Source organism: Croceicoccus esteveae, assembly GCF_031846435.1.
GTDB classification, from domain to species: Bacteria; Pseudomonadota; Alphaproteobacteria; order Sphingomonadales; family Sphingomonadaceae; genus Croceicoccus; species Croceicoccus esteveae.
The window spans coordinates 386,278-404,346 of record NZ_JAVRHS010000001.1 but is presented as its reverse complement, the minus strand read 5'-3'; the positions used below and the strand labels follow the sequence as shown (position 1 = coordinate 404,346).

Genomic DNA, 18,069 nt, shown 5'->3' with positions numbered 1-18,069 from the left:
GGCTGCCCATGGCGCTTCTGCACAGCCCAATCATTGATCCAGCGCAAAATTGCAAGATGGGCAGTGCTGCTCCGGCAGCGCAGACACACTGACTGGAGCAAGAAAGGTCTGGCCAGCGCCTGCACAAATTGATCAGCGAAGCCGCAAATTGATCATGATCATGGAAGAAGGGCGCAAGGGGCAGGCATGCGCCGGTTACGCCAGAGGGTTCTTCAAGGCTGCAACGGGCAGCCACTACGGCGACGGATCGATTGCATGAAACTCCTGTTTGCCGCCTGCATTCCAGCGCTTGCTCTGGCTGTCACTGTCGCCACCCCTGCCAATGCTCAGGCAGGTGGGCAGGACCGCGCCAGGTCTGTCCAGGCCAAGCTGTTCGCGAATGCCGTTCTGCCCGACGGCAAGATCACGGACGTGAACATCGACAGGATCGGCCTGCCTGTTGATCTGCAGACAAAGGTGAACGACAATGTGGTGCCCACCGTGGCGGTGGAATATTTCTTCACCAGCAATATCTCGGTGGAAACGATCTGCTGCCTAACGCAGCATGATGTGGATGGCACAACCGTGCTTGTCGAAGCCGAACTCGTTGCCGACGCAAAATTGGTTCCAGCGATGCTGACGGCAAAATATCACCTCCCGCTTGGTCCGGTGACGCCATATGCCGGCGCGGGACCTGCGCTGTTTATCTTTATCGATGAAAAACCCGGCGCTGCAACCGTGCCGCTCGGTGTAACCGATCTCAGCCTGTCCAACGAGGTGGGCATAGCTCTGCAGGCAGGTGTGGACATTCCTGTCAACGACAGCGGGCTTGCCGTGAGCTTTGATGCAAAACGCTATTTCATCGGCACGACTGCCAGATGAGATGCAGGCAGCACGCGCGTCATCGAAACAGAGCACAAGCTGAACCCTTGGGTGGTAAGCGCGGGCGTTGCCTACCCGTTTTGAACCGCCATGCCGGCCCGATCCTCCAGCGCCCGATGCTGGAGGATCGTGACCTTGCGCCGGGCAGGAAGATCGATGAGCCCTTCCTTGCGCATCCGCGTAAGCTGCCGGCTCACGGTTTCTATGGTCAGACCAAGGACATCCGCGATCTGCTGGCGCGACAAGGGCAGGTTGAAAGCCACGTGCGCGTCTTGCGTCTTGCTGCACGTTTGATCCAGGCTGTCCGCCAGTTCCAGCAGAAAATGCGCGAGTTTCTGTTCGGCATTCATCCGGCCCAGAAGGAGCATCCACCGCCGCGTGCGGTCAAGTTCGGCAAGCGTGCGTTCAAGCAATTTATGCTCAAGGCGCGGATGCGTGCGGGCAAACTGATCGAAGTCGCGCTGCTGAAAAACGCATACGGTCGCATCGGTCAACGCTTCCACGCCGTAAGGTGTCGTCTCGCCAAACGGCCGGCCGAGAAAATCCGAGTGGTAGGCAAGCCCCAGGATCTGCTCCTTGCCATCGCCGGTCTGCGTGGAGAGCTTGAGAACGCCGTCGACCACATTGGCGACCAGGACCGCTTCCTCCCCCTCCCACAACAATTGCTCTCCGCCTCTGAGTCGGCGACGGCGGCCAAGGCGGTTTAGAATATCGAGCTCGTCTGCCCGAAGATCGGCACAGATTGCCCGGTTGCGGATCGCGCATGCATCACAGGCCATGCCGGACAATGGAGGGACAATGGCATTCATTGACTCTCAATTAGGAGGCAATTGCGAAAACGCCAGCCGTATATCGCCCGTTGCCGATCTGGGCAGAGGAGTTCCATCCGCACGCGGCCAACAGCATCGGTCCGTAGCGTACCAGAAACAGCACGAAGGCACCGGCCCACGCAATGCCTGCAATGCCCAGCAGAAGCGAGTGGTCGCCAAAGCCAGACGCAGTCGCCACCCGTGCTGCCGCAGCAATTGTCACGAGGATGTCAAGCGCCATCGTCGCAGCACCGGCATGGAGTTCGCGTCAGGTGTGACACAGCGTCGCCCTTGTGATTACCGCCAGGATCATGGTGGCCGCCGCACCTGCGCCCAAGGCATGCAGGGCAGCGACAGGCGGAAGCGAATCCAGCACAGCAGCACCCGGCAGACCAGGCCCGATGCCCAACCAGCCATGACCCACGCATATCACAGCAACCAACCGGTCAGCGCCGCTGTCGCAAACAGTACACAGGAGACAAGCTCGGCAGCGGTGATTACCAGCACAAGGCGGTCAAACCGATCAGGCTGCCCCGGCAGGAACTCTGCCGCGTCCGGTCTGGCAAGTCAGTTGCGCATGAAGCTGGGCACGATCCGCCCCCGATCAGCGCAATCATCATCGCTGTCACCCCAGCCCACTAGGCCATCCACCGGTTTGTCAGCCCTGTGACGCGCGGGCAAACCAGCCCGCTGTCGCCAAACCATCTGCGGCAATCCCGAACAGGACAATGGCCAACGCCGTCGGCAGATCACGAGTCCTTGCAAGGACGATCTCGCGCGCCAGGAACCCGACAAGACACAGGTAGAAGACGAGGTCCACAAGCATCGACAGTCATGCCTGCTGCCCCGTCAGCAGCGGGACCAGCCGCCCTGCGGACCACAGGCCGAACAAAGCGGCAAGCGGCAGGCGCGCGATGGGCAGCCACCTTGTCCATCGGGTCTGCAAGCCTATCAGCAGGCACCCAGCCGAACAGAATCGCAAGTCAGATCACGATGGTAACAATCACCCACACCGCCACACCGAGAAAGAACACGCGAATCCGCTCGTCAGCACGGCAGGCGCGTTCTCGATTTTGGTGCGCCGCAATGCCAACCGCTCTGCATTGGTCGTCATGGGTCACGCCATGGCAACACAATTGCCCTTGCACGTACAACCCCTTGGTTGACGTTGATCCGGCGCACAAAGCAGTTCGGATCGGATCAGCCAGCCAGCTGCCCACCATCGATCTCGAAGACTGTTCCTGTCACAAAACGCGCTTCCTCGCTGCCAAGCCACGCAACCGCGCCGGCTATTTCTTCCGGTTCGCTCGACTCGCCGCCGTTCAACTTGGGAAAAAGCCGCTGGATGAGCGCATAATCCACGCCGTCGGGCAGCACGCTGGAGGCTGCGCCGGCCCGCACCGCACCCGGCGCTACGGCAATGGCGCGCACGCCGGCTGCGGCATGTTCGACCGCAATGGATTTGGTCAGCCCGATCAGCCCGGCCTTGGACGCGCAGTAATGCGCTGTATAGGCAATCCCGATCTGCCCGGCCGCCGATGCCATATTGATGATGCACCCCTTGGTCTTGAGCAATGCGGCAATTGCACCGCGGCAGATGATGAACGGCGCATCAAGGTTGATCGCCAGGACTTCACGCCAGGACGCGGTGGGCAGGTCGGCAAAATGTGACCAGCGCTGAATGCCGGCAATGTTGCACACCAGGTCAAGTTGCGGCAGCGCGTCCACGGCAGCGCCCACCATCTGTTCGCACGATGCGGCATCGGCGGCGTCAAACGGCAGGACCAGCGGGCGGCGGCCACCTGCCTCCAGCGCGTCGGCAATGGCGGCAAGACCCTCCTGATCGCGATCGGCAAGCGCCAGCATGGCGCCTTCGGCAGCCAGCCGCCTTGCCGTAGCAGCACCGATTCCGGCCGCCGCGCCGGTGACCAGCGCTGTTTTGCCCTCATAGCGTCCTTGCATCATGCTCTCTCCTCCTGCCGCCTTGTCGGTAGCGGTCGTGGCCGGTGTAGGACGTGCCCGGCTCTTGATCCAGTCGCTTGTGAATTGCGCAGCGCGACCGATCGACCGGATTGACAAGGCAGACAGTCAAGCCATGATAATTGCCATGGCGTGCGCTACGCCGCTGGGAGGACTGTGCATGGCTGACCCAAATTCTTTTGGCAATCGGGCGGAAAGTGGTGATCTGCAACCGCTGCTGACCCGGATGCAGGCGCTCGAGGATCGGGAGGAAATCCGCAATCTGATCGCCGGTTACGGACCGCTGGTGGATAGCGGCAACGCTGCGGGGGCTGCCGACATGTGGACAGATGACGGCAGCTATGCAGTGGGCGGCATGGGCCTGCATAGCGGGCGTGCAGCGGTAGAAACGATCCTCGACAGTGCCGGGCATCACGACCTCATCGGCAGCGGGGCTGCACATTTGCTCGGACCGGTAAAGATCGTGCTGGATGGCGACAGCGCCAGCGCTACAGGTCTCAGCATCGTCTTTCGCCACCAGGCAGATGGATTTGCCGCATGGCGGGTCAGTGCCAATCGCTGGGCTCTGGTGCGAACAGACGCAGGCTGGCGCGTGCAGCACCGCGACAACCGACTGCTCGATGGAGATCCGGCAGCGCGGGCGCTGCTGGCAGGTGATCCCGAGACCAGTTAAGCTTTAGAACGGGTCCGGCAGGTCTCCGGTCCGCACCGGGTGGCAGGCCATGAGCCCGCCACCCGGATTTCGAGACCAGCGTTTGCCAATCAGCTTGCGTAATTGGCCGCGATTTCCTGCAAGGCACGCACGACATCATTGCGGCGGTAACCCAACCGCTCCACCACATCGGCTGGCGGATCATAATAAAGATCACCGCCCCTGCCCCAGAAGATCGCACTATCGGGCAGCAGCGGGTGCTCCTCATCGCGCACCGGCGGCTTCTCGCGGCCCACTGCTTCGAACAGCGTGCCGAAATAATCCTGAAACGTCATGTTCTGATCGCCAACAAGGTAGGACGCGCCGCCCTCCCCGTTCTTGAGCGCACCTTCGATCGCAGTGGCGAGCGATCTGGTCGATATGAAGTTGGTGCCTCCGGGGGGAGCGAAATCGGGCATCGGGGCCATCTTGCCTTCGGCATATTGCACATAGGCGGCAAACATCGGCAGATCGAGGCCGGGTACATGGCCCAGCACGAAGGGCGCATTGATGCTCATGGCGCGAAAATTTTCGTCTGACAGCGCAGTGACCCCATCATCAGACAGCTTGCGCGATTCCACGTAAGGGTTCGTCGCCACCAATTGCGGCGCCACTTGCGGGTAATAGCTTCCCACATTGATCGCGACCTTGATGCCGGCGGCCTTAGCCGCTTCGAAAAAGCGCGGGATCCCCTTGCTGTTCGCCTCCTTCCAGTAATCCGCCCCCTGTCCTTCGGGGATATGGCGCACGTCATTGCCGGCGGTAAAGACCAGCGCATCAAAGCCGCGCAGCGCATGGCGGTTGTACTCGCCTTTCACGTAATCCACGCGCTCGAACGGCAATTGCGCCAGCGGGGTGTCGGCCACAGGCGGGGTTCGACCCGCGATCGTGACATCATGCCCCTGTGCGGCCAGATGCAAGGCAGCATCGCCGCCAATCATGCCGGCTCCGCCGACTACCAGAATTTTCATGCCATCGATCCTTTGTACTGCACCGCACCTGCGGCTGCTCTTGTCGTTGTCACAGGTTCAGGCCGTTGCCGGTGATGACCGGCACGTTTGTCCAGGTGTTGTTCTGGTCGCGATACCATCCTGCCGCCGCCAGCGCGCCGCCATCGACGTGAATGGTGCTGCCAGTGATCCACTGCGCCTTGTCGCTCGCCAGGAACAGGATCGCATCCGCGCAATCGCCAGGCTGGCCAAACCGGCCCAGCGGGATCCAGCGCGGGATATGATGCTGATGTTCCTTGCCGATCGCGACGCTGACCGGAACCTGCGGCGTTTCGGTCGTTTCAGGTGCAATCTGGTTGACCCTGATGCCTTCGGGACCAAGTTCCAGCGCGAGGCTTTGCGTAAAACCGGTCAGCCCGGCCTTGCCCGCGGCATAGACCGCGAGATTGGGAATGCCTCTGAAGCCTTCGATGGACGACACCGTGACGATGGCGCCGCCCGGTCCAGCCTTGCGCAGCAGCGGAATGGCGCTGCGGGTGACGGACAGCACCTGCGTCAGATTGACGGTAAGAACCTTGTCGATGTCTTCATCCGACATGGCTTCGTGCGGCTTCCACACGCCAAGCGAATCGCCCACGTTGTTCACCAGCACGTCCACTGCGCCCCAGCTGTCGGAGATCTGCTGCATGGCGGCTGCGACATCGGCCTGCTTCGTCACATCGCCTGAAATGCACAATGCCGCGTCGCCGAGCGCAGTGCGCGCTTCGGCGAGTCGATCTGCATCCTTTTCGATGATGGCGACCTGCGCGCCTTCGTCTCTGAATGCTTCGGCAGTGGCGCGGCCGATACCGACACCTCCGCCGGTGATCAGCACCTTCTTGCCGGCAAATGCCTTTGTCATACAAGCTCTCCTCTTGTTATGCGTAGCGAGGACGGTCGCATGTTTGCGCAGATCGGGCAAGCGTGCGCGCGGCGTGCTGCACCCGAGGTCAGTCCCAGCGGGCCAGTGGCGGCAGGCTCATCAAGATTGCATCGATGTTGCCGCCCGTCTTGAGGCCGAACAGGGTGCCGCGATCGTAAACCAGGTTGAACTCGGCATAACGACCACGCCATTCCAGCATCTGTCGCCGGTCGGCTTCTGACCATTCCTGCCCCATGCGCCTGCGCACGATCGGCGGAAATGCGGCGAGGAACGCCTCTCCCACATCTCGGGTAAAAGCGAAGTTTGCGTTGAAGGCTGCTTCGTCCGTGCATTCCAGATGATCGTAGAAAATGCCGCCGACACCGCGATGGACACCGCGGTGGGGGATGTAGAAATAGCTGTCCGCCCACTCCTTGAAGCGTGGGTAAAACCCTTTGTCATGCCGATCGCACGCCGCTTTCAACGTGGCGTGGAAATGCTCGGTGTCACGCGCGTCGGGGATCGGCGGGTTAAGATCGGCCCCGCCGCCAAACCAGGCGTTCTGTGTCGTGAGGAAGCGCGTATTCATGTGCACCGCAGGGACATGCGGATTGGCCATATGCGCAACCAGACTGATGCCGGTTGCAGTAAATTGCGGATGCTCGGCGCTGGCGCCGTTGATGGTGGCGGCAAATTCCGGCCGGAATGATCCGTGCACGGTCGACACGTTTACCCCGACCTTCTCGAACACCTGCCCCTTCATCACTGCGCGGACGCCGCCGCCGCCTTCCTGTTCACCATCTTCGGTGTCGCGTTGCCACGCCGTGCGCATGAAGCGGGCATCACTGCCCGCCTCCTGCTCGATGGCTTTAAAGGCAGCGCAGATCCTGTCGCGCAGGTTTTCGAACCAGTGGCGGGCAGCGATGCTTTGTTCGGACCAGTCGTTCTTTTCTTCCATAGGGAGAGCGACTTGCCAAACCCTGCCTGCTGCGGCAATAGCGTTCGCATGGTTCCCTTTTCGTTCGCAAATCAGGAATGGCGGCTGGTGGCAATGCGCGCGTTGTTCTGGCCCCGGGAAAACGCGCTCGTCGTCGCCGATCTCCATCTGGAAAAAGCGAGTTTCTTTGCGGGCACCGGGCAGATGCTGCCTCCTTATGACAGCCGGGAAACGCTCGAACGTGTGGCGCAGGCATTACGGATGACGGGGGCGCGTCGGGTGTATACGCTTGGAGACAATTTCCACGATGCCAACGGGCCGCAACGGCTTGAGCCGCATGCGCGCGGGATGCTTGATGCGCTGACCCGCGCCGTGGACTGGGTGTGGATAACGGGCAATCATGATGAAGCGCACAGCCCGGCTGGGCATGGCAGGATCGATGCGCCCGGCGGGACCGAGGTTGACGAACTGGAGGTTGGCGGCGCGCTGCTGCGCCATCAGGCAAAGCCGGGAGAGACCAGGGTGGAGCTGTCAGGTCACTACCATCCCCGATTGCAGATCAAGGTGCGGGAGCGGCGGATCGTCCGGCCTTGCGTGGTGATGAGCCAGTCCGACAGCGACACCGCGACCGGCCGGATGATCCTGCCGGCGTTCGGATCGTTGACTGCCGGCATGGACGCAGGTGACAAGACCATCATGAAGGCGATGCAGCCTGCCTGCCGGATCGCTGCAAAGGTCCCCGTGGCGGACCGGCTGCTCGATTTCCCACTGTGGCAGGCAGAACGCCGCGCCGGGCAGCAGGTTGCCTGACGTTTGCGAAGCGCCTGGCAAGCGCGGCAAGCGGAACCGGATGATCAAGGCTGGCAGCCAGCTTGTGCAAGGCCGCTTGCGCCTCTATATTTGATTTGAACTGAGCAGATGCGTTTGTTGTCTTTGCGACAGACGTTTTTGCCGCTAAGCGCACAGCATCTCCGGGCAATCGCGTCCGGTTCATCCGTTTTAACGAAGCAACTTCAGGAGAAGACCCCATAGCACGCCCACCCCGCCGCTCATTGCAACCGCCGGTCAAAAGCGGACCGCGTTTCAACAACATGATCCAGGTTGACAAGGTCCGCGTCATTGACGGCGAAGGCGAAAATCTGGGCGTGATGTACACACGCGAAGCGATCGAGCGCGCTGCGCAGGATGGCCTGGACCTGGTCGAGGTCTCGCCTAACGCCGATCCGCCAGTGTGCAAGTTCCTCGATGTTGGCAAGTTCCGCTACGAAGCGCAGAAGAAGGCCAATGCGCAGCGCAAGACGCAAAGGACGCAGGAACTCAAAGAGATCAAGATGCGTCCGAACATCGACGATCATGATTATGATGTGAAGATGCGCAATGTGACAAAGTTTCTGGATAACGGGGACAAGGTGAAACTGACGCTGCGGTTCCGCGGCCGTGAAATGGCGCATCAGGAACTGGGCATGGATCTTCTCAAGCGTGTGCAGGCAGACGTTGTCGAAGTAGCCAAGGTGGAAGCATATCCTCGCCTCGAAGGCCGTCAGATGCTCATGGTGCTGGCACCCAAGTAACGGGGCAAAAGCGGCGCTGCACCTTGCCTGCAGGTAATGTTCCGAGCGGCATCAACCCGGCAGACATAAGGCGCCGCTGTATCCTGCAGCCTCTCGACGCCAGCAGAAGTTTCATTGTGTTGCGACAGGAAGCTGTTCAGCAGAGCATAAGCGCTGGCCCGGCGTGCTGCCTTGCTCCCGTGTTCGCCACTGGTTAAGGTTGCAAATGAAACATGCTTTTGTGGCTATCTGCAGCAGGCGCATGTAAAGCAGGACTTCTTTCATGACCGACACGTCACATCCCGATACCTCCACTCCGCGCCGCAAACCCAAGCAGTCGCTTGATACAATCGGCGGCCGGCCGATCAGCCCGACCACCGCGATGATGGGGCACGGTTTTGATCCGATCCTTTCTGAAGGTGCGCTCAAGCCACCGATTTTCCTTACCTCCACCTTTGCATTCGAAAGTGCCCAGGCTGGCAAGCAACATTTCGAACAGCTGACCGGAAAACGATCCGGCGGTGCCGAAGGTCTGGTCTATTCCCGCTTCAACGGCCCCAATCAGGAAATTCTCGAAGACCGCCTTGCGATCTGGGACGGGGCCGAGGAAAGCCTGGTGTTCTCATCGGGGATGTCGGCTATCGCAACCCTGCTGCTCGCCTCGTGCAGTGCCGGTGATGTTATTCTGCATTCCGGGCCGCTTTACGCCGCAACCGAGGGTTTCATCGCCAAGGTGATGTCGCGTTATGGCGTTCGTTATGTCGACTTCGCCGCCGGCGCAAGCCGTGACGACATGGCACAAGCGCTGCAGCAGGCCCGCGACCTGGCGCAGGAACACGGCGGCAAGCTGGCGCTTATCTATCTGGAAAGCCCGGCAAATCCGACGAATGCCCTGGTCGATATCGAGGCTGTTGCCGATCTGCGTGACGCAGCCTTCGGCGAGGATGAGCGGCCGCCGATCGCCATCGACAACACGTTTCTTGGACCCTTATGGCAGCAACCGCTGCACCACGGCGCGGACATCGTCATCTACTCGCTGACGAAGTATATCGGTGGCCACTCCGATCTGGTCGCAGGCGGTCTGTCGGGCGCAAAAAGCCTGATGGATCCGATCCGCGCCCTTCGCAACACCATGGGCACCATTTGCGACCCGAACACGGCCTGGATGCTGCTCCGCAGTCTGGAAACGGTGGAATTGCGCATGTCCCGCGCAGGCGAGAATGCCGCGCGGGTCTGTGCGTTTCTCAAGGATCATCCAAAGGTGGCGGGTCTGGGCTATCTCGGCCTGATTGCCGACCCATCCCAGAAGGATATCTACGACCGGCATTGCACCGGAGCGGGTTCCACTTTTTCGCTGTTCATCAAGGGCGGTGAGAAGGAAAGTTTCGCTTTTCTTGATACGCTGAAGATAGCTAAGCTCGCCGTCAGTCTTGGCGGAACAGAAACACTGGCGAGCCATCCGGCCGCCATGACGCATCTGTCCGTACCCGACGATCGCAAGGCGCGGCTTGGCATCACTGACAATCTGGTGCGGATCTCCATCGGCATTGAAGATGCAGATGATCTGATTGCCGATTTCGACCAGGCGCTGGCACAGGTCTGATCAGGCCAGGACGCTGGTTTGCATCAGCAATTCAACCAGCAGCGGCGGGACAGTCTTGGATCTTCCGAGCCTGCCCGCCCGCTGCTTGCCAACCTAGCTGACGATTAGCTGCCCGGCCGCCACTGCCGCCGGTCCTCGGCATTGCGCAGCACATCATAGGCAAGCTGAAGGCGGTGAAATTCCTTGGCGGCATCCTTGTCGCCGGGCTTCACGTCAGGATGGACTTCCTTGGCGCGCACCCGCCATGCTTTCTTGATCGCGGCAAAATCGACGTCGACCTCCAGCCCGAGCACTTCCAAGGCGCGCATCTCGTCCGCGCTGCGGGTGCCATCGCCCGATCCTGCCCAGCTGTAATGCGCCGATTCGCTGTAGCCTGAATTGTCGCGTCGTTCATCGGCAGCGCGCGCTGCGGCCTCTTCCTTGTTCAGACCAGCGAAATAATCCCACCCGCGGTTATATTCTCCGGCATGCGTCTGGCAGAAAAACCAGCGTTCCGGACTGTTCGGGGATTTGGGCGCGGGGCAATCACCGACCGCTTCGCAGCCGACCCGATCGCAAAGCCGCACATTCTGCGCCTCGCGTCCAGCTTCGTAGCCGCGCCAGCGAGGAAAGCCCCAGTCATTGGATTGTCGCGATCTGGCCATGGCTCAGCCGATAGCCAAATCGCGATCAGAAAGCGACCCTTCCTATTGCACCGTAACAGTGACCGCGCGGCGGTTCTGTGCCCAGGCCTGCGGGTCCGATCCCATGGCTACCGGACGCTCCTTGCCATAGCTGACCGTATTAATGCGTGTGGCCGGTATGCCGAGGCTGACCAGGAAGTTCCTGGTGGCATTGGCCCGCCGCTCGCCTAGTGCAAGGTTGTATTCGCGCGTGCCGCGTTCGTCGGCATGGCCTTCGATGGTGACCTGCTTGTTGGGATATTGCATCAACCACTGCGCCTGGCTGCGCAGGATGCCTTGATCAGTGGTATCGACGTTGTACTCGTCGGTGTCGAAGAACACCCGATCCGACGCGACTGAAGCGATGAAATCGGCCTGGCTGCCCGGAACGACGGCAGCCCCTGCGCCGGTATTCATGCCACCCGATCCTTGCGTTGGCGGAGCAACCGGCTCTGGCGGAAGTTCATCGGGTGTAGTCTTGCAGGCAGCAAGTGCCAAAGTACCCATCGCCAACACAGCGATTCGCGAGACGGCAGTGCGGGTTCGACCCACATGGATGTTCCTAAGCATTGGCAATTCCTCCTGTTCAATTCCACCACAACGCCGCGATGCTATCCAAGATCCGCGGGGCTGTCTTGCCCAATTGTGCAACCTTGCAACGCTATGCGCAAATTGTCACGCAGCTTGCCCACGGCAGAGTAGAATACCCTTTCAGGGCAGCACCGGACCCCATGACGGATCAGAGGCATCGACTGGTGTCTGCAACTGGCGCAGGTTCTTGCCTGTCAGATCGACCTGCCACAATTGCGACTTGCCACTGCCGCGCGCCGTCCTGAAGAACTGCACGATCCGGCCATTGGGGCTCCACGTCGGTGCTTCATCCTGCCACGCGTCGGTAAGGAAGCGCAAACCGCCACCCGACGGGCTCATCGTGGCGATCCGGAAATTGCCGCCCATGTGCGTAAAGGCGATCTGGTCGCCGCGCGGGCTCCATTCCGGCGTTGCCGAACGCCCGCCAAAGAAGCTGATGCGGCGCTGCCCGGTACCATCGGCGTTCATCAAATAGAGTTGCTGACCGCCTGACCGGTCGCTTTCAAACACGATCTGCCTGCCGTCAGGTGAATATGATCCGCCGATGTCGATGCCAGGCGTATCGGTCAACCGCACCGGCTGCCCTCCTGTTGCCGGCACGCGGTAGATATCGGTATTGCCGCTCACGGCCATGGAATAGAGGATGTACTGTCCGTCAGGTGACCAGCGTGGAGCAAAGGTAGGATTGCTGCTTTGCGTGACAAGTGTCTGCGTCTTGGTGTTCACGTCATAAACGTAAATGCGCGGATTGCCGTCGGTATAGGAGAGATAGGCAATCTTCGAATAATCAGGGGAGTAGCGCGGCGTGAGCGCCGTGGTGGACCCGCTGGTGATGAAGCTGTGGTTAGCGCCATCGGAATCCATGATGGCAAGCCGCTTCATCCGGTTTCCCTTGGGTCCGGTTTCGGCGATATAGGCAATCCGGCTGTCGAAGAACGGGCTTTCGCCTGACAGCCGGGAGTAGACCATGTCGGCGCATTTATGCGCGGCCCGGCGCCAATCGGCAGGCGCGACGACATAGCCTTCGCGAACCATTTCCTGTTGCAGCGCCACATCATAAAGGTAGCAGCCAACCGTCAGCTGATCGTCTGGCGCTGCCCGTACGAAGCCCTGCACCAGCATTTCGGCGCCAAGCGGGGCCCACCTGCCAAACTGCGGGGCGGTCGCTTCGGAAAAGGCGATCGACGGCAGCGCGTCCGGCCCGACCGGCCGGAACAGCCCATTGTTTTTCAGATCGGCGGTAATGATACGGGCCAGTTCGCGGCCCAGCGCTTCTGTATTGCGGGGCGAGGCCGGGGTCGCGACATTGGCGCTGGTGGGAAAGGCGGGAATGGCGATGCCCAGATCTTGCCATTCGCTTTCATCCGAAACCGATCCGGTCAGACCGCCGGCAGGTGCCTCCTGCGCCATTACCGGGGCAAATGACAGCGCAGCGACGGCCGCGGCAGCAAACATGGCTGATCTCAGCATCCTACAATCTCCGATCGAAGCGGAACGCGTCGACGCGCTTCCAATTGTCAAAAAACTCATCCGGCAGATCAAAAGGTGCGGCAAGCTGCACGGCTCGCACGGCGATCTCGGCGTGCCGGTCTTTCTGCGCGGCGTTGGCGTCAGTCACGCCCGACTGCGACACCACGCGCGGCCGGCCTTTCAGGCTTCCGTCGCGGTTCATTTCCCATGCAAGCACCGTCACCAGCTTTTCGCTGTCCACCCCCTGGGGCGCGGTCCAGTGTGGCTTGAGCTGACGCGCAATGGCCGAAGACAGCGCAGCGGCGGTGAGCGGTCCGGCACGTTGTGCAGGTTGATCGGCATCGCTCCCGCTGCCGCCGGTGCCGGCGAGAAAGTCGCGGCCAAGCCTGCTGCCGCGTGCCGGCGCCGCCGTCGTTGGCGCAGACCGTGCCTGGGGCTTTGCCTCGGCCTGTGCGGGCGCCTGCTCCGTTCGCTGTGCCGGCCCGGTTGGCTGTGCCGGTGCCTTGGGTCGCGCTTGGGGTCGCGCTTGCGGCCTTGGCTTGGGCTGGGGCTCCGGTTGCGCTTCTGGCTGGGGCTGCTGGCGTGGTGGCTGTCGGCGAGGCTGGCGCTGGGGCTGCACCTGCGGCGTGGGCGAGGGCGCAGGCCGTGCGACAGGTTGCGGCTCAGGTGCCGGTTGCGGTTCAGGCGCGGGTTGTGGCGGGCTTGGTGCACCTGTCTGTTCAGCAACAGACGGCGCCGGATTGGCCATGGGATTGGGCGACACCGATTCCAGTGCAATTGTTTCTGATACGGTAACCGTGATCCGTTCGGGGATCGGCACGGCCGCCGGATCCTTGTCCGTCACCATCAGCGCGGCGAACAACGCCACATGTGCTGCAATGGCGACGCCCAGTCCCCAGCGTTCCTCTTGCCCGAACGGTGCACGTTCCCGATCCGGGGGAGCAGGTGAAAGCCTTTGCATGTCTGACAGAGTGCCTACGGGCTTTCCGCTGAACCGTTGGTGACCAAGGAAATCTGCCGGAAACCTGCATTGTTGAGAGCGCCCATGACCGCAACGACCCGGCCATAGTCCAGCGCACGATCGGCACGAAGGACCACAGGCGACGTTTCGCCGCTGCCGGTAGAAAGAAGCGTCAGGCGTTCGGAAAAGGCACCCGCGGGGATCCGCTCCTCATCGATGAAAATGCGCCCGTCTGCATCAAGGGAGACAACCAGCGGCGTGTCCTCGTCGGGAAGTGCTTCTGCCTGGCTGTCGGGCAGTTCGACCGGAACGCCCGCCATCAGCAAGGGCGCGGCGACCATGAAGATGATGAGCAGCACCAGCATGACGTCCACCATCGGCGTGACGTTGATCTCCGCCATGGGTGCACGCCCGCCACGTCCACGCCGCCCGCGTGTCATGCCTGCGCTGGACGTCCTCATTGCAAGTTCACTCCGCTTCCAGTTCCCGGCTCAGCGACGCATGGAACCGGTCCGCAAAGCGGTAAAGCCGGTTTTCAAAGCCGTTAACGCGAAAGGAAAAGCGGTTGTAGGCAATCACCGCCGGAATTGCCGCAAACAGGCCGATGGCGGTCGCAAACAAGGCTTCCGAAATACCTGGCGCTACCACGGCAAGGCTTGTGTTCGACTGTGCACCGATCTGGAAAAAGCTGTTCATGATGCCCCATACCGTGCCGAACAGGCCGACGAACGGGGCCACGGAGCCGACTGTTGCAAGGAAATTGAGCTGCACTGCCAGCTGATCGCTTTCATGGGTCACGGCCGCATCCAGCGCCGATGCCAGGCGCTGGCGCAGCCCGTCACGATCGGCGACGCCGTTGCGCGTCGAGCGCCGCCACTCGCCAAGCGCTGCGGCAGCGACCCGCCCTGATGGCACCGACTTGCCTTCGGCGCCGACGAGCGCTTCCAGATCGTCGGACCGCCAGAAGGATTTTTCGAAATGCCGGTTCTGCTCGTTCAGGCGCTTCATCTTCATGATGAACGAGACGATGATCGCCCAAACCCAGACTGAGGCGAGCAGCAATCCGGCCATGACCAGCTGCACCACGATATCGGCTTCGAGGAAAAGCGTCAGCGGGTCGAGCCGGGTCGGAGCGGCAGGAACAGCCGTAGCAGCCGCAAGTATGGAAAAACTCATCAATGTTCAGCCTCTATCCGGGACAGGCCCGGCAATCTTTGCAAATTGGCGATATGCGTCAACCCAGGCATCGGGTTGTCGGCGCGGTCGACCGTCGGGGCCGACAAAGACGACCCGGATCGTCATCTGCGCAATCAGCGTTGCATCGCGCAATGCACGCTGCACCAGCCGGCAGGAAGTTGCGCTGACGTTCTGTGCGGTTGTCTCAAGCATGATGGTGTCACCCAGCCGGGCGGAGGCTGCATAGCGAATGGACAGGTCGCTGATGACATACGCCCCCTCGCCAGCCTCGAAGCTCGCGCGTTGGTCAATGCCCAAGAGGTCTAGCAGGTCAGACCGTGCACGCTCGAACCAGCGCAGGTAATTGGCATGGTAAACCACGGCCGAAAGATCGGTATCTTCGAAAAAAACCCGCAGGGCATAATGATGCACCTGATCGCGAATCATTCCGGAGAGAGGTTGCGGCAAGCAGGTTTCCATGACCGGCAGGCCATATCCGGCGGGCAAACAGGCGGCAAGCACCATCGTAGGCCATGCGCGCTGCTCTTGATCCATACCGGACCTGTGGCCCGGCGACTGCGGACGGCAGTATTACCGGCTATCCTGCAGGCGCAACCATCGCGCCCAGCATTCTTCCGCCAACAAGATGCACATGCAGATGCGGCACCATCTGCCCACCGTCGGCGCCAATGTTGCAGATCATGCGGTATCCCGGCTCCACCAGATCGAGCTGCCGGGCAACAGTGCCGACCGCACGCACAAAGCCCGCAATCTCGTCATCACTGGCGCGCGCGCTGAAATCGTCCCAGCTCACATAAGCGCCTTTGGGCAGGACCAGCACATGCTTTTGCGCGACAGGTGCGATGTCGTTGAAGGCAAACGCCCAATCATCCTCATACACCTTGTCACACGGCAGGTCGCCCCTCAGGATCCTGGCGAAGACGTTCTGCGTGTCATAGGGAGCGGCCGGATCGACAGGTGTCATGCAGGTGTCCTTGCGGCTTTTTCAGCAATGCCGGAGATGCCTTCGCGCCGGGACAGTTCTTCAAGCACATCGGTCACATGCAATCCGCGGGCCGCGAGCAATACGCACAGGTGAAAGACCAGATCCGCCGCTTCTGCGACCAGTTCCTCGTCCGATCCGGCCAGAGCTGCGATGACCGTTTCCACCGCTTCTTCGCCCAGCTTGCGTGCAGGCAGCTCAGGTATGGACATCAGCCGGGCAACATAGCTTGCGGCAGGATCGGTTCCCCTGCGGCTGGCGATGGTATCGGACAGGCGTATCAGGAGATCGTCGGCCATGGCTTCGTGCATTGGCGCGCCTTTCCGGCAAAAGCAATGGCGCCCACAGCAAAGTGCGATGAAAAGCCGCGTCGCTTCTGCGTTGCCCTCATGACCGCGCCGGCAGTCCGGCAGCACGCAGCGCCGCGTGCGCCTCGGCAATGGTATGCTCGCCAAAATGGAAGATCGATGCCGCCAGCACTGCACTTGCATGCCCGCGCGTCACACCCTCGACCAGATGGTCAAGCGTGCCGACCCCGCCGCTGGCGACAACTGGCACCGGCACGGTATCGGCAATCGCGCGCACCAGATCAAGATCATAGCCGCGTCGGGTGCCGTCGCCGTCCATCGAAGTGACAAGCAGCTCGCCTGCGCCAAGCTCGGCAAGTCTGCGCGCGTGGTCCACCGCGTCGATCCCGGTGGCCCGACGCCCGCCATGGGTAAAGATTTCCCACCGCTTTTCCACAGCCGTGTCACCGGACCTGTCACCAGTCTTGTCCACAAGCCGCGCATCAACTGAGGCAACGACGCACTGGCTGCCGAAGCGCTCGGCGATGTCGGCAATGACCTGGGGACGCGACACCGCGGCGGAGTTTACCGCCACCTTGTCTGCGCCGGCCAGAAGGAGTGCGCGTGCGTCCTCCGCGCCGCGCACGCCGCCGCCCACTGTCAACGGCATGAAGCAGACTTCCGCCGTTCGGCGCACGATGTCGAGCAGAGTGCCCCTGCCCTCATGCGTGGCGGAAATATCGAGAAAGCACAATTCGTCCGCGCCTGCCTGATCATAAGCGCGGGCCTGTTCGACCGGATCCCCCGCATCGACCAGATCGACGAAGTTGACGCCCTTCACCACCCGTCCGTCGGCTACGTCGAGGCATGGAATGACGCGGATGCGAACCGTCATTGTCTGCGCGCCACCGTCAGCGCCGCAGCCAGATCGAGCCGCCCGTCGTAAATCGCGCGCCCGGCAATCACTCCCGTGATCCCTTCATGGGCGCAGGCATGCAGGCGTTCGATATCGGAAAGATCGGCAACGCCGCCGCTGGCGATGACAGGCAGATCCACCTGGCGGGCAAGATCGACGGTGGCCGCAATGTTGCACCCTTTGAGCAGGCCATCGCGCCCGATGTCGGTGAACAGGATCGCCGCCACGCCCGCGTCCTCGAACCTGTGCGCCATGTCTGCGACCGGAACGTCGGAAATCTGCGCCCAACCGGCTGTCGCCACCATGCCGTCGCGGGCATCGACAGCCACTACGATGCGGCCGGGATGCTTGCCGGCCAGTGTTCGCACAAGGTCAGGATCCGTAAGCGCGGCCGTGCCGATGACGATCCGTGCCACGCCGAGCGCGAGCCAGCGTTCTGCCGCATGCGCGGTGCGGATGCCGCCGCCAAGCTGCACCTCGCCTTCAAACGCAGCAACGATGGCCTCGATGGCAGGGGCATTGCGCGCCTCGCCGGCAAAGGCTCCGTCCAGATCCACGACATGGAGATGACTTGCTCCTGCCTTGGCGAATTGCTTTGCCTGCGCTGCCGGATCGTGGCTGTAGACTGTGGCGCTATCCATGGCGCCTTCGGACAGGCGGACGACCTGGCCGGCCTTGAGGTCAATTGCAGGATATACGATCATGCGCGTGCCCTAGCACC

General features: G+C 61.7%; 23 protein-coding genes and 1 pseudogene. 5 read left to right on the top strand and 19 right to left on the bottom strand.

Features of this window, described 5'->3' with window-relative positions:
• Positions 1-255 precede the first annotated feature (255 nt).
• The gene (locus RM533_RS01935) at positions 256-861 is read left to right on the top strand and encodes an OmpW/AlkL family protein (RefSeq protein WP_311339496.1); all 606 of its coding nucleotides are present in this window, start codon (positions 256-258) and stop codon (positions 859-861) included.
• A gap of 71 nt (positions 862-932) precedes the next feature.
• Here RM533_RS01935 and RM533_RS01930 read toward each other — a convergent pair whose 3' ends face one another.
• From RM533_RS01930 to RM533_RS01910, 5 genes and pseudogenes are all read right to left on the bottom strand, one after another.
• Entirely contained in the window at positions 933-1,670 is a 738-nt protein-coding gene (locus RM533_RS01930; RefSeq protein ID WP_311339495.1) for a Crp/Fnr family transcriptional regulator, read from the bottom strand.
• 10 nt (positions 1,671-1,680) lie between these two features.
• A pseudogene (locus tag RM533_RS01925) lies at positions 1,681-2,112 on the bottom strand (NnrS family protein).
• A gap of 216 nt (positions 2,113-2,328) precedes the next feature.
• Complete coding sequence (locus tag RM533_RS01920) at positions 2,329-2,496, bottom strand: hypothetical protein (protein WP_311339494.1); 168 nt, start codon at positions 2,494-2,496, stop codon at positions 2,329-2,331.
• A 157-nt stretch (positions 2,497-2,653) separates the two neighbouring features.
• Complete coding sequence (locus RM533_RS01915; RefSeq protein WP_311339493.1) at positions 2,654-2,791, bottom strand: hypothetical protein; 138 nt, start codon at positions 2,789-2,791, stop codon at positions 2,654-2,656.
• A gap of 79 nt (positions 2,792-2,870) precedes the next feature.
• Positions 2,871-3,635: an SDR family NAD(P)-dependent oxidoreductase gene (locus tag RM533_RS01910; protein ID WP_311339492.1), complete on the bottom strand. Its 765-nt coding sequence runs from the start codon at positions 3,633-3,635 to the stop codon at positions 2,871-2,873.
• Here RM533_RS01910 and RM533_RS01905 point away from each other — a divergent pair.
• On the top strand, positions 3,634-4,323 hold the full coding sequence (locus RM533_RS01905) for a nuclear transport factor 2 family protein (RefSeq protein WP_311339491.1): 690 nt from the start codon (positions 3,634-3,636) through the stop codon (positions 4,321-4,323). The two genes, RM533_RS01910 and RM533_RS01905, sit on opposite strands and share 2 nt — an antisense overlap.
• Positions 4,324-4,412: 89 nt before the next feature.
• Here the strand turns inward: RM533_RS01905 and RM533_RS01900 are convergent, their stop codons facing one another.
• The 3 genes from RM533_RS01900 to hemF all read right to left on the bottom strand — a co-directional run bounded on the left by RM533_RS01900 (position 4,413) and on the right by hemF (position 7,150).
• Positions 4,413-5,312, bottom strand: coding sequence for an NAD-dependent epimerase/dehydratase family protein (locus tag RM533_RS01900; protein ID WP_311339490.1), 900 nt, complete (start codon positions 5,310-5,312; stop codon positions 4,413-4,415).
• A 49-nt stretch (positions 5,313-5,361) separates the two neighbouring features.
• Positions 5,362-6,192 (bottom strand): SDR family NAD(P)-dependent oxidoreductase, encoded by an 831-nt coding sequence (locus RM533_RS01895; protein ID WP_311339489.1) that lies wholly within the window; start codon positions 6,190-6,192, stop codon positions 5,362-5,364.
• 88 nt (positions 6,193-6,280) lie between these two features.
• Positions 6,281-7,150 (bottom strand): oxygen-dependent coproporphyrinogen oxidase, encoded by an 870-nt coding sequence (hemF, locus tag RM533_RS01890; RefSeq protein ID WP_311339488.1) that lies wholly within the window; start codon positions 7,148-7,150, stop codon positions 6,281-6,283.
• A gap of 48 nt (positions 7,151-7,198) precedes the next feature.
• On the opposite strand from hemF, the gene pdeM reads away from it, so the two are divergent.
• The 3 genes from pdeM (at position 7,199) to RM533_RS01875 (ending at position 10,282) form a co-directional block, all read left to right on the top strand.
• A complete protein-coding gene (gene pdeM, locus RM533_RS01885; protein ID WP_311339487.1) occupies positions 7,199-7,939 on the top strand; it encodes a ligase-associated DNA damage response endonuclease PdeM in 741 nt (246 codons plus the stop codon).
• Between the two features lie 242 nt (positions 7,940-8,181).
• Positions 8,182-8,700 carry a translation initiation factor IF-3 gene (infC, locus tag RM533_RS01880; protein WP_311339486.1) on the top strand — a complete coding sequence of 173 codons (519 nt, stop codon included), beginning with the start codon at positions 8,182-8,184 and terminating at the stop codon, positions 8,698-8,700.
• 262 nt (positions 8,701-8,962) lie between these two features.
• Positions 8,963-10,282 carry a cystathionine gamma-synthase family protein gene (locus RM533_RS01875; RefSeq protein ID WP_311339485.1) on the top strand — a complete coding sequence of 440 codons (1,320 nt, stop codon included), beginning with the start codon at positions 8,963-8,965 and terminating at the stop codon, positions 10,280-10,282.
• Between the two features lie 104 nt (positions 10,283-10,386).
• On the opposite strand, the gene RM533_RS01870 is transcribed toward RM533_RS01875, so the two are convergent.
• The 11 genes from RM533_RS01870 to hisA all read right to left on the bottom strand — a co-directional run bounded on the left by RM533_RS01870 (position 10,387) and on the right by hisA (position 18,052).
• On the bottom strand, positions 10,387-10,926 hold the full coding sequence (locus RM533_RS01870) for a J domain-containing protein (RefSeq protein ID WP_311339484.1): 540 nt from the start codon (positions 10,924-10,926) through the stop codon (positions 10,387-10,389).
• 42 nt (positions 10,927-10,968) lie between these two features.
• Entirely contained in the window at positions 10,969-11,514 is a 546-nt protein-coding gene (gene pal / locus RM533_RS01865; protein ID WP_311339483.1) for a peptidoglycan-associated lipoprotein Pal, read from the bottom strand.
• Positions 11,515-11,655: 141 nt separating this feature from the next.
• Positions 11,656-13,005 carry a Tol-Pal system beta propeller repeat protein TolB gene (gene tolB, locus RM533_RS01860; RefSeq protein ID WP_432265003.1) on the bottom strand — a complete coding sequence of 450 codons (1,350 nt, stop codon included), beginning with the start codon at positions 13,003-13,005 and terminating at the stop codon, positions 11,656-11,658.
• Between the two features lies 1 nt (position 13,006).
• Positions 13,007-13,966, bottom strand: a complete 960-nt coding sequence (locus tag RM533_RS01855; RefSeq protein WP_311339482.1) for a hypothetical protein — start codon at positions 13,964-13,966, stop codon at positions 13,007-13,009.
• Positions 13,967-13,980: 14 nt separating this feature from the next.
• Positions 13,981-14,406, bottom strand: coding sequence for an ExbD/TolR family protein (locus RM533_RS01850; protein ID WP_311339481.1), 426 nt, complete (start codon positions 14,404-14,406; stop codon positions 13,981-13,983).
• Between the two features lie 28 nt (positions 14,407-14,434).
• Complete coding sequence (gene tolQ, locus RM533_RS01845) at positions 14,435-15,142, bottom strand: protein TolQ (protein ID WP_311339480.1); 708 nt, start codon at positions 15,140-15,142, stop codon at positions 14,435-14,437.
• A 6-nt stretch (positions 15,143-15,148) separates the two neighbouring features.
• Positions 15,149-15,610 (bottom strand): YbgC/FadM family acyl-CoA thioesterase, encoded by a 462-nt coding sequence (locus RM533_RS01840; RefSeq protein ID WP_311339479.1) that lies wholly within the window; start codon positions 15,608-15,610, stop codon positions 15,149-15,151.
• A 130-nt stretch (positions 15,611-15,740) separates the two neighbouring features.
• Positions 15,741-16,127 carry an HIT domain-containing protein gene (locus tag RM533_RS01835; RefSeq protein WP_311339478.1) on the bottom strand — a complete coding sequence of 129 codons (387 nt, stop codon included), beginning with the start codon at positions 16,125-16,127 and terminating at the stop codon, positions 15,741-15,743.
• A complete protein-coding gene (locus tag RM533_RS01830) occupies positions 16,124-16,444 on the bottom strand; it encodes a phosphoribosyl-ATP diphosphatase (protein WP_311339477.1) in 321 nt (106 codons plus the stop codon). Before RM533_RS01830 ends, RM533_RS01835 begins: the two co-directional genes overlap by 4 nt.
• 88 nt (positions 16,445-16,532) lie before the next feature.
• Positions 16,533-17,327, bottom strand: coding sequence for an imidazole glycerol phosphate synthase subunit HisF (hisF, locus tag RM533_RS01825; RefSeq protein WP_311339476.1), 795 nt, complete (start codon positions 17,325-17,327; stop codon positions 16,533-16,535).
• Positions 17,324-18,052, bottom strand: coding sequence for a 1-(5-phosphoribosyl)-5-[(5-phosphoribosylamino)methylideneamino]imidazole-4-carboxamide isomerase (gene hisA / locus RM533_RS01820; RefSeq protein ID WP_311339475.1), 729 nt, complete (start codon positions 18,050-18,052; stop codon positions 17,324-17,326). The genes hisF and hisA overlap by 4 nt, the downstream gene beginning before the upstream one ends.
• Positions 18,053-18,069 lie beyond the last annotated feature (17 nt).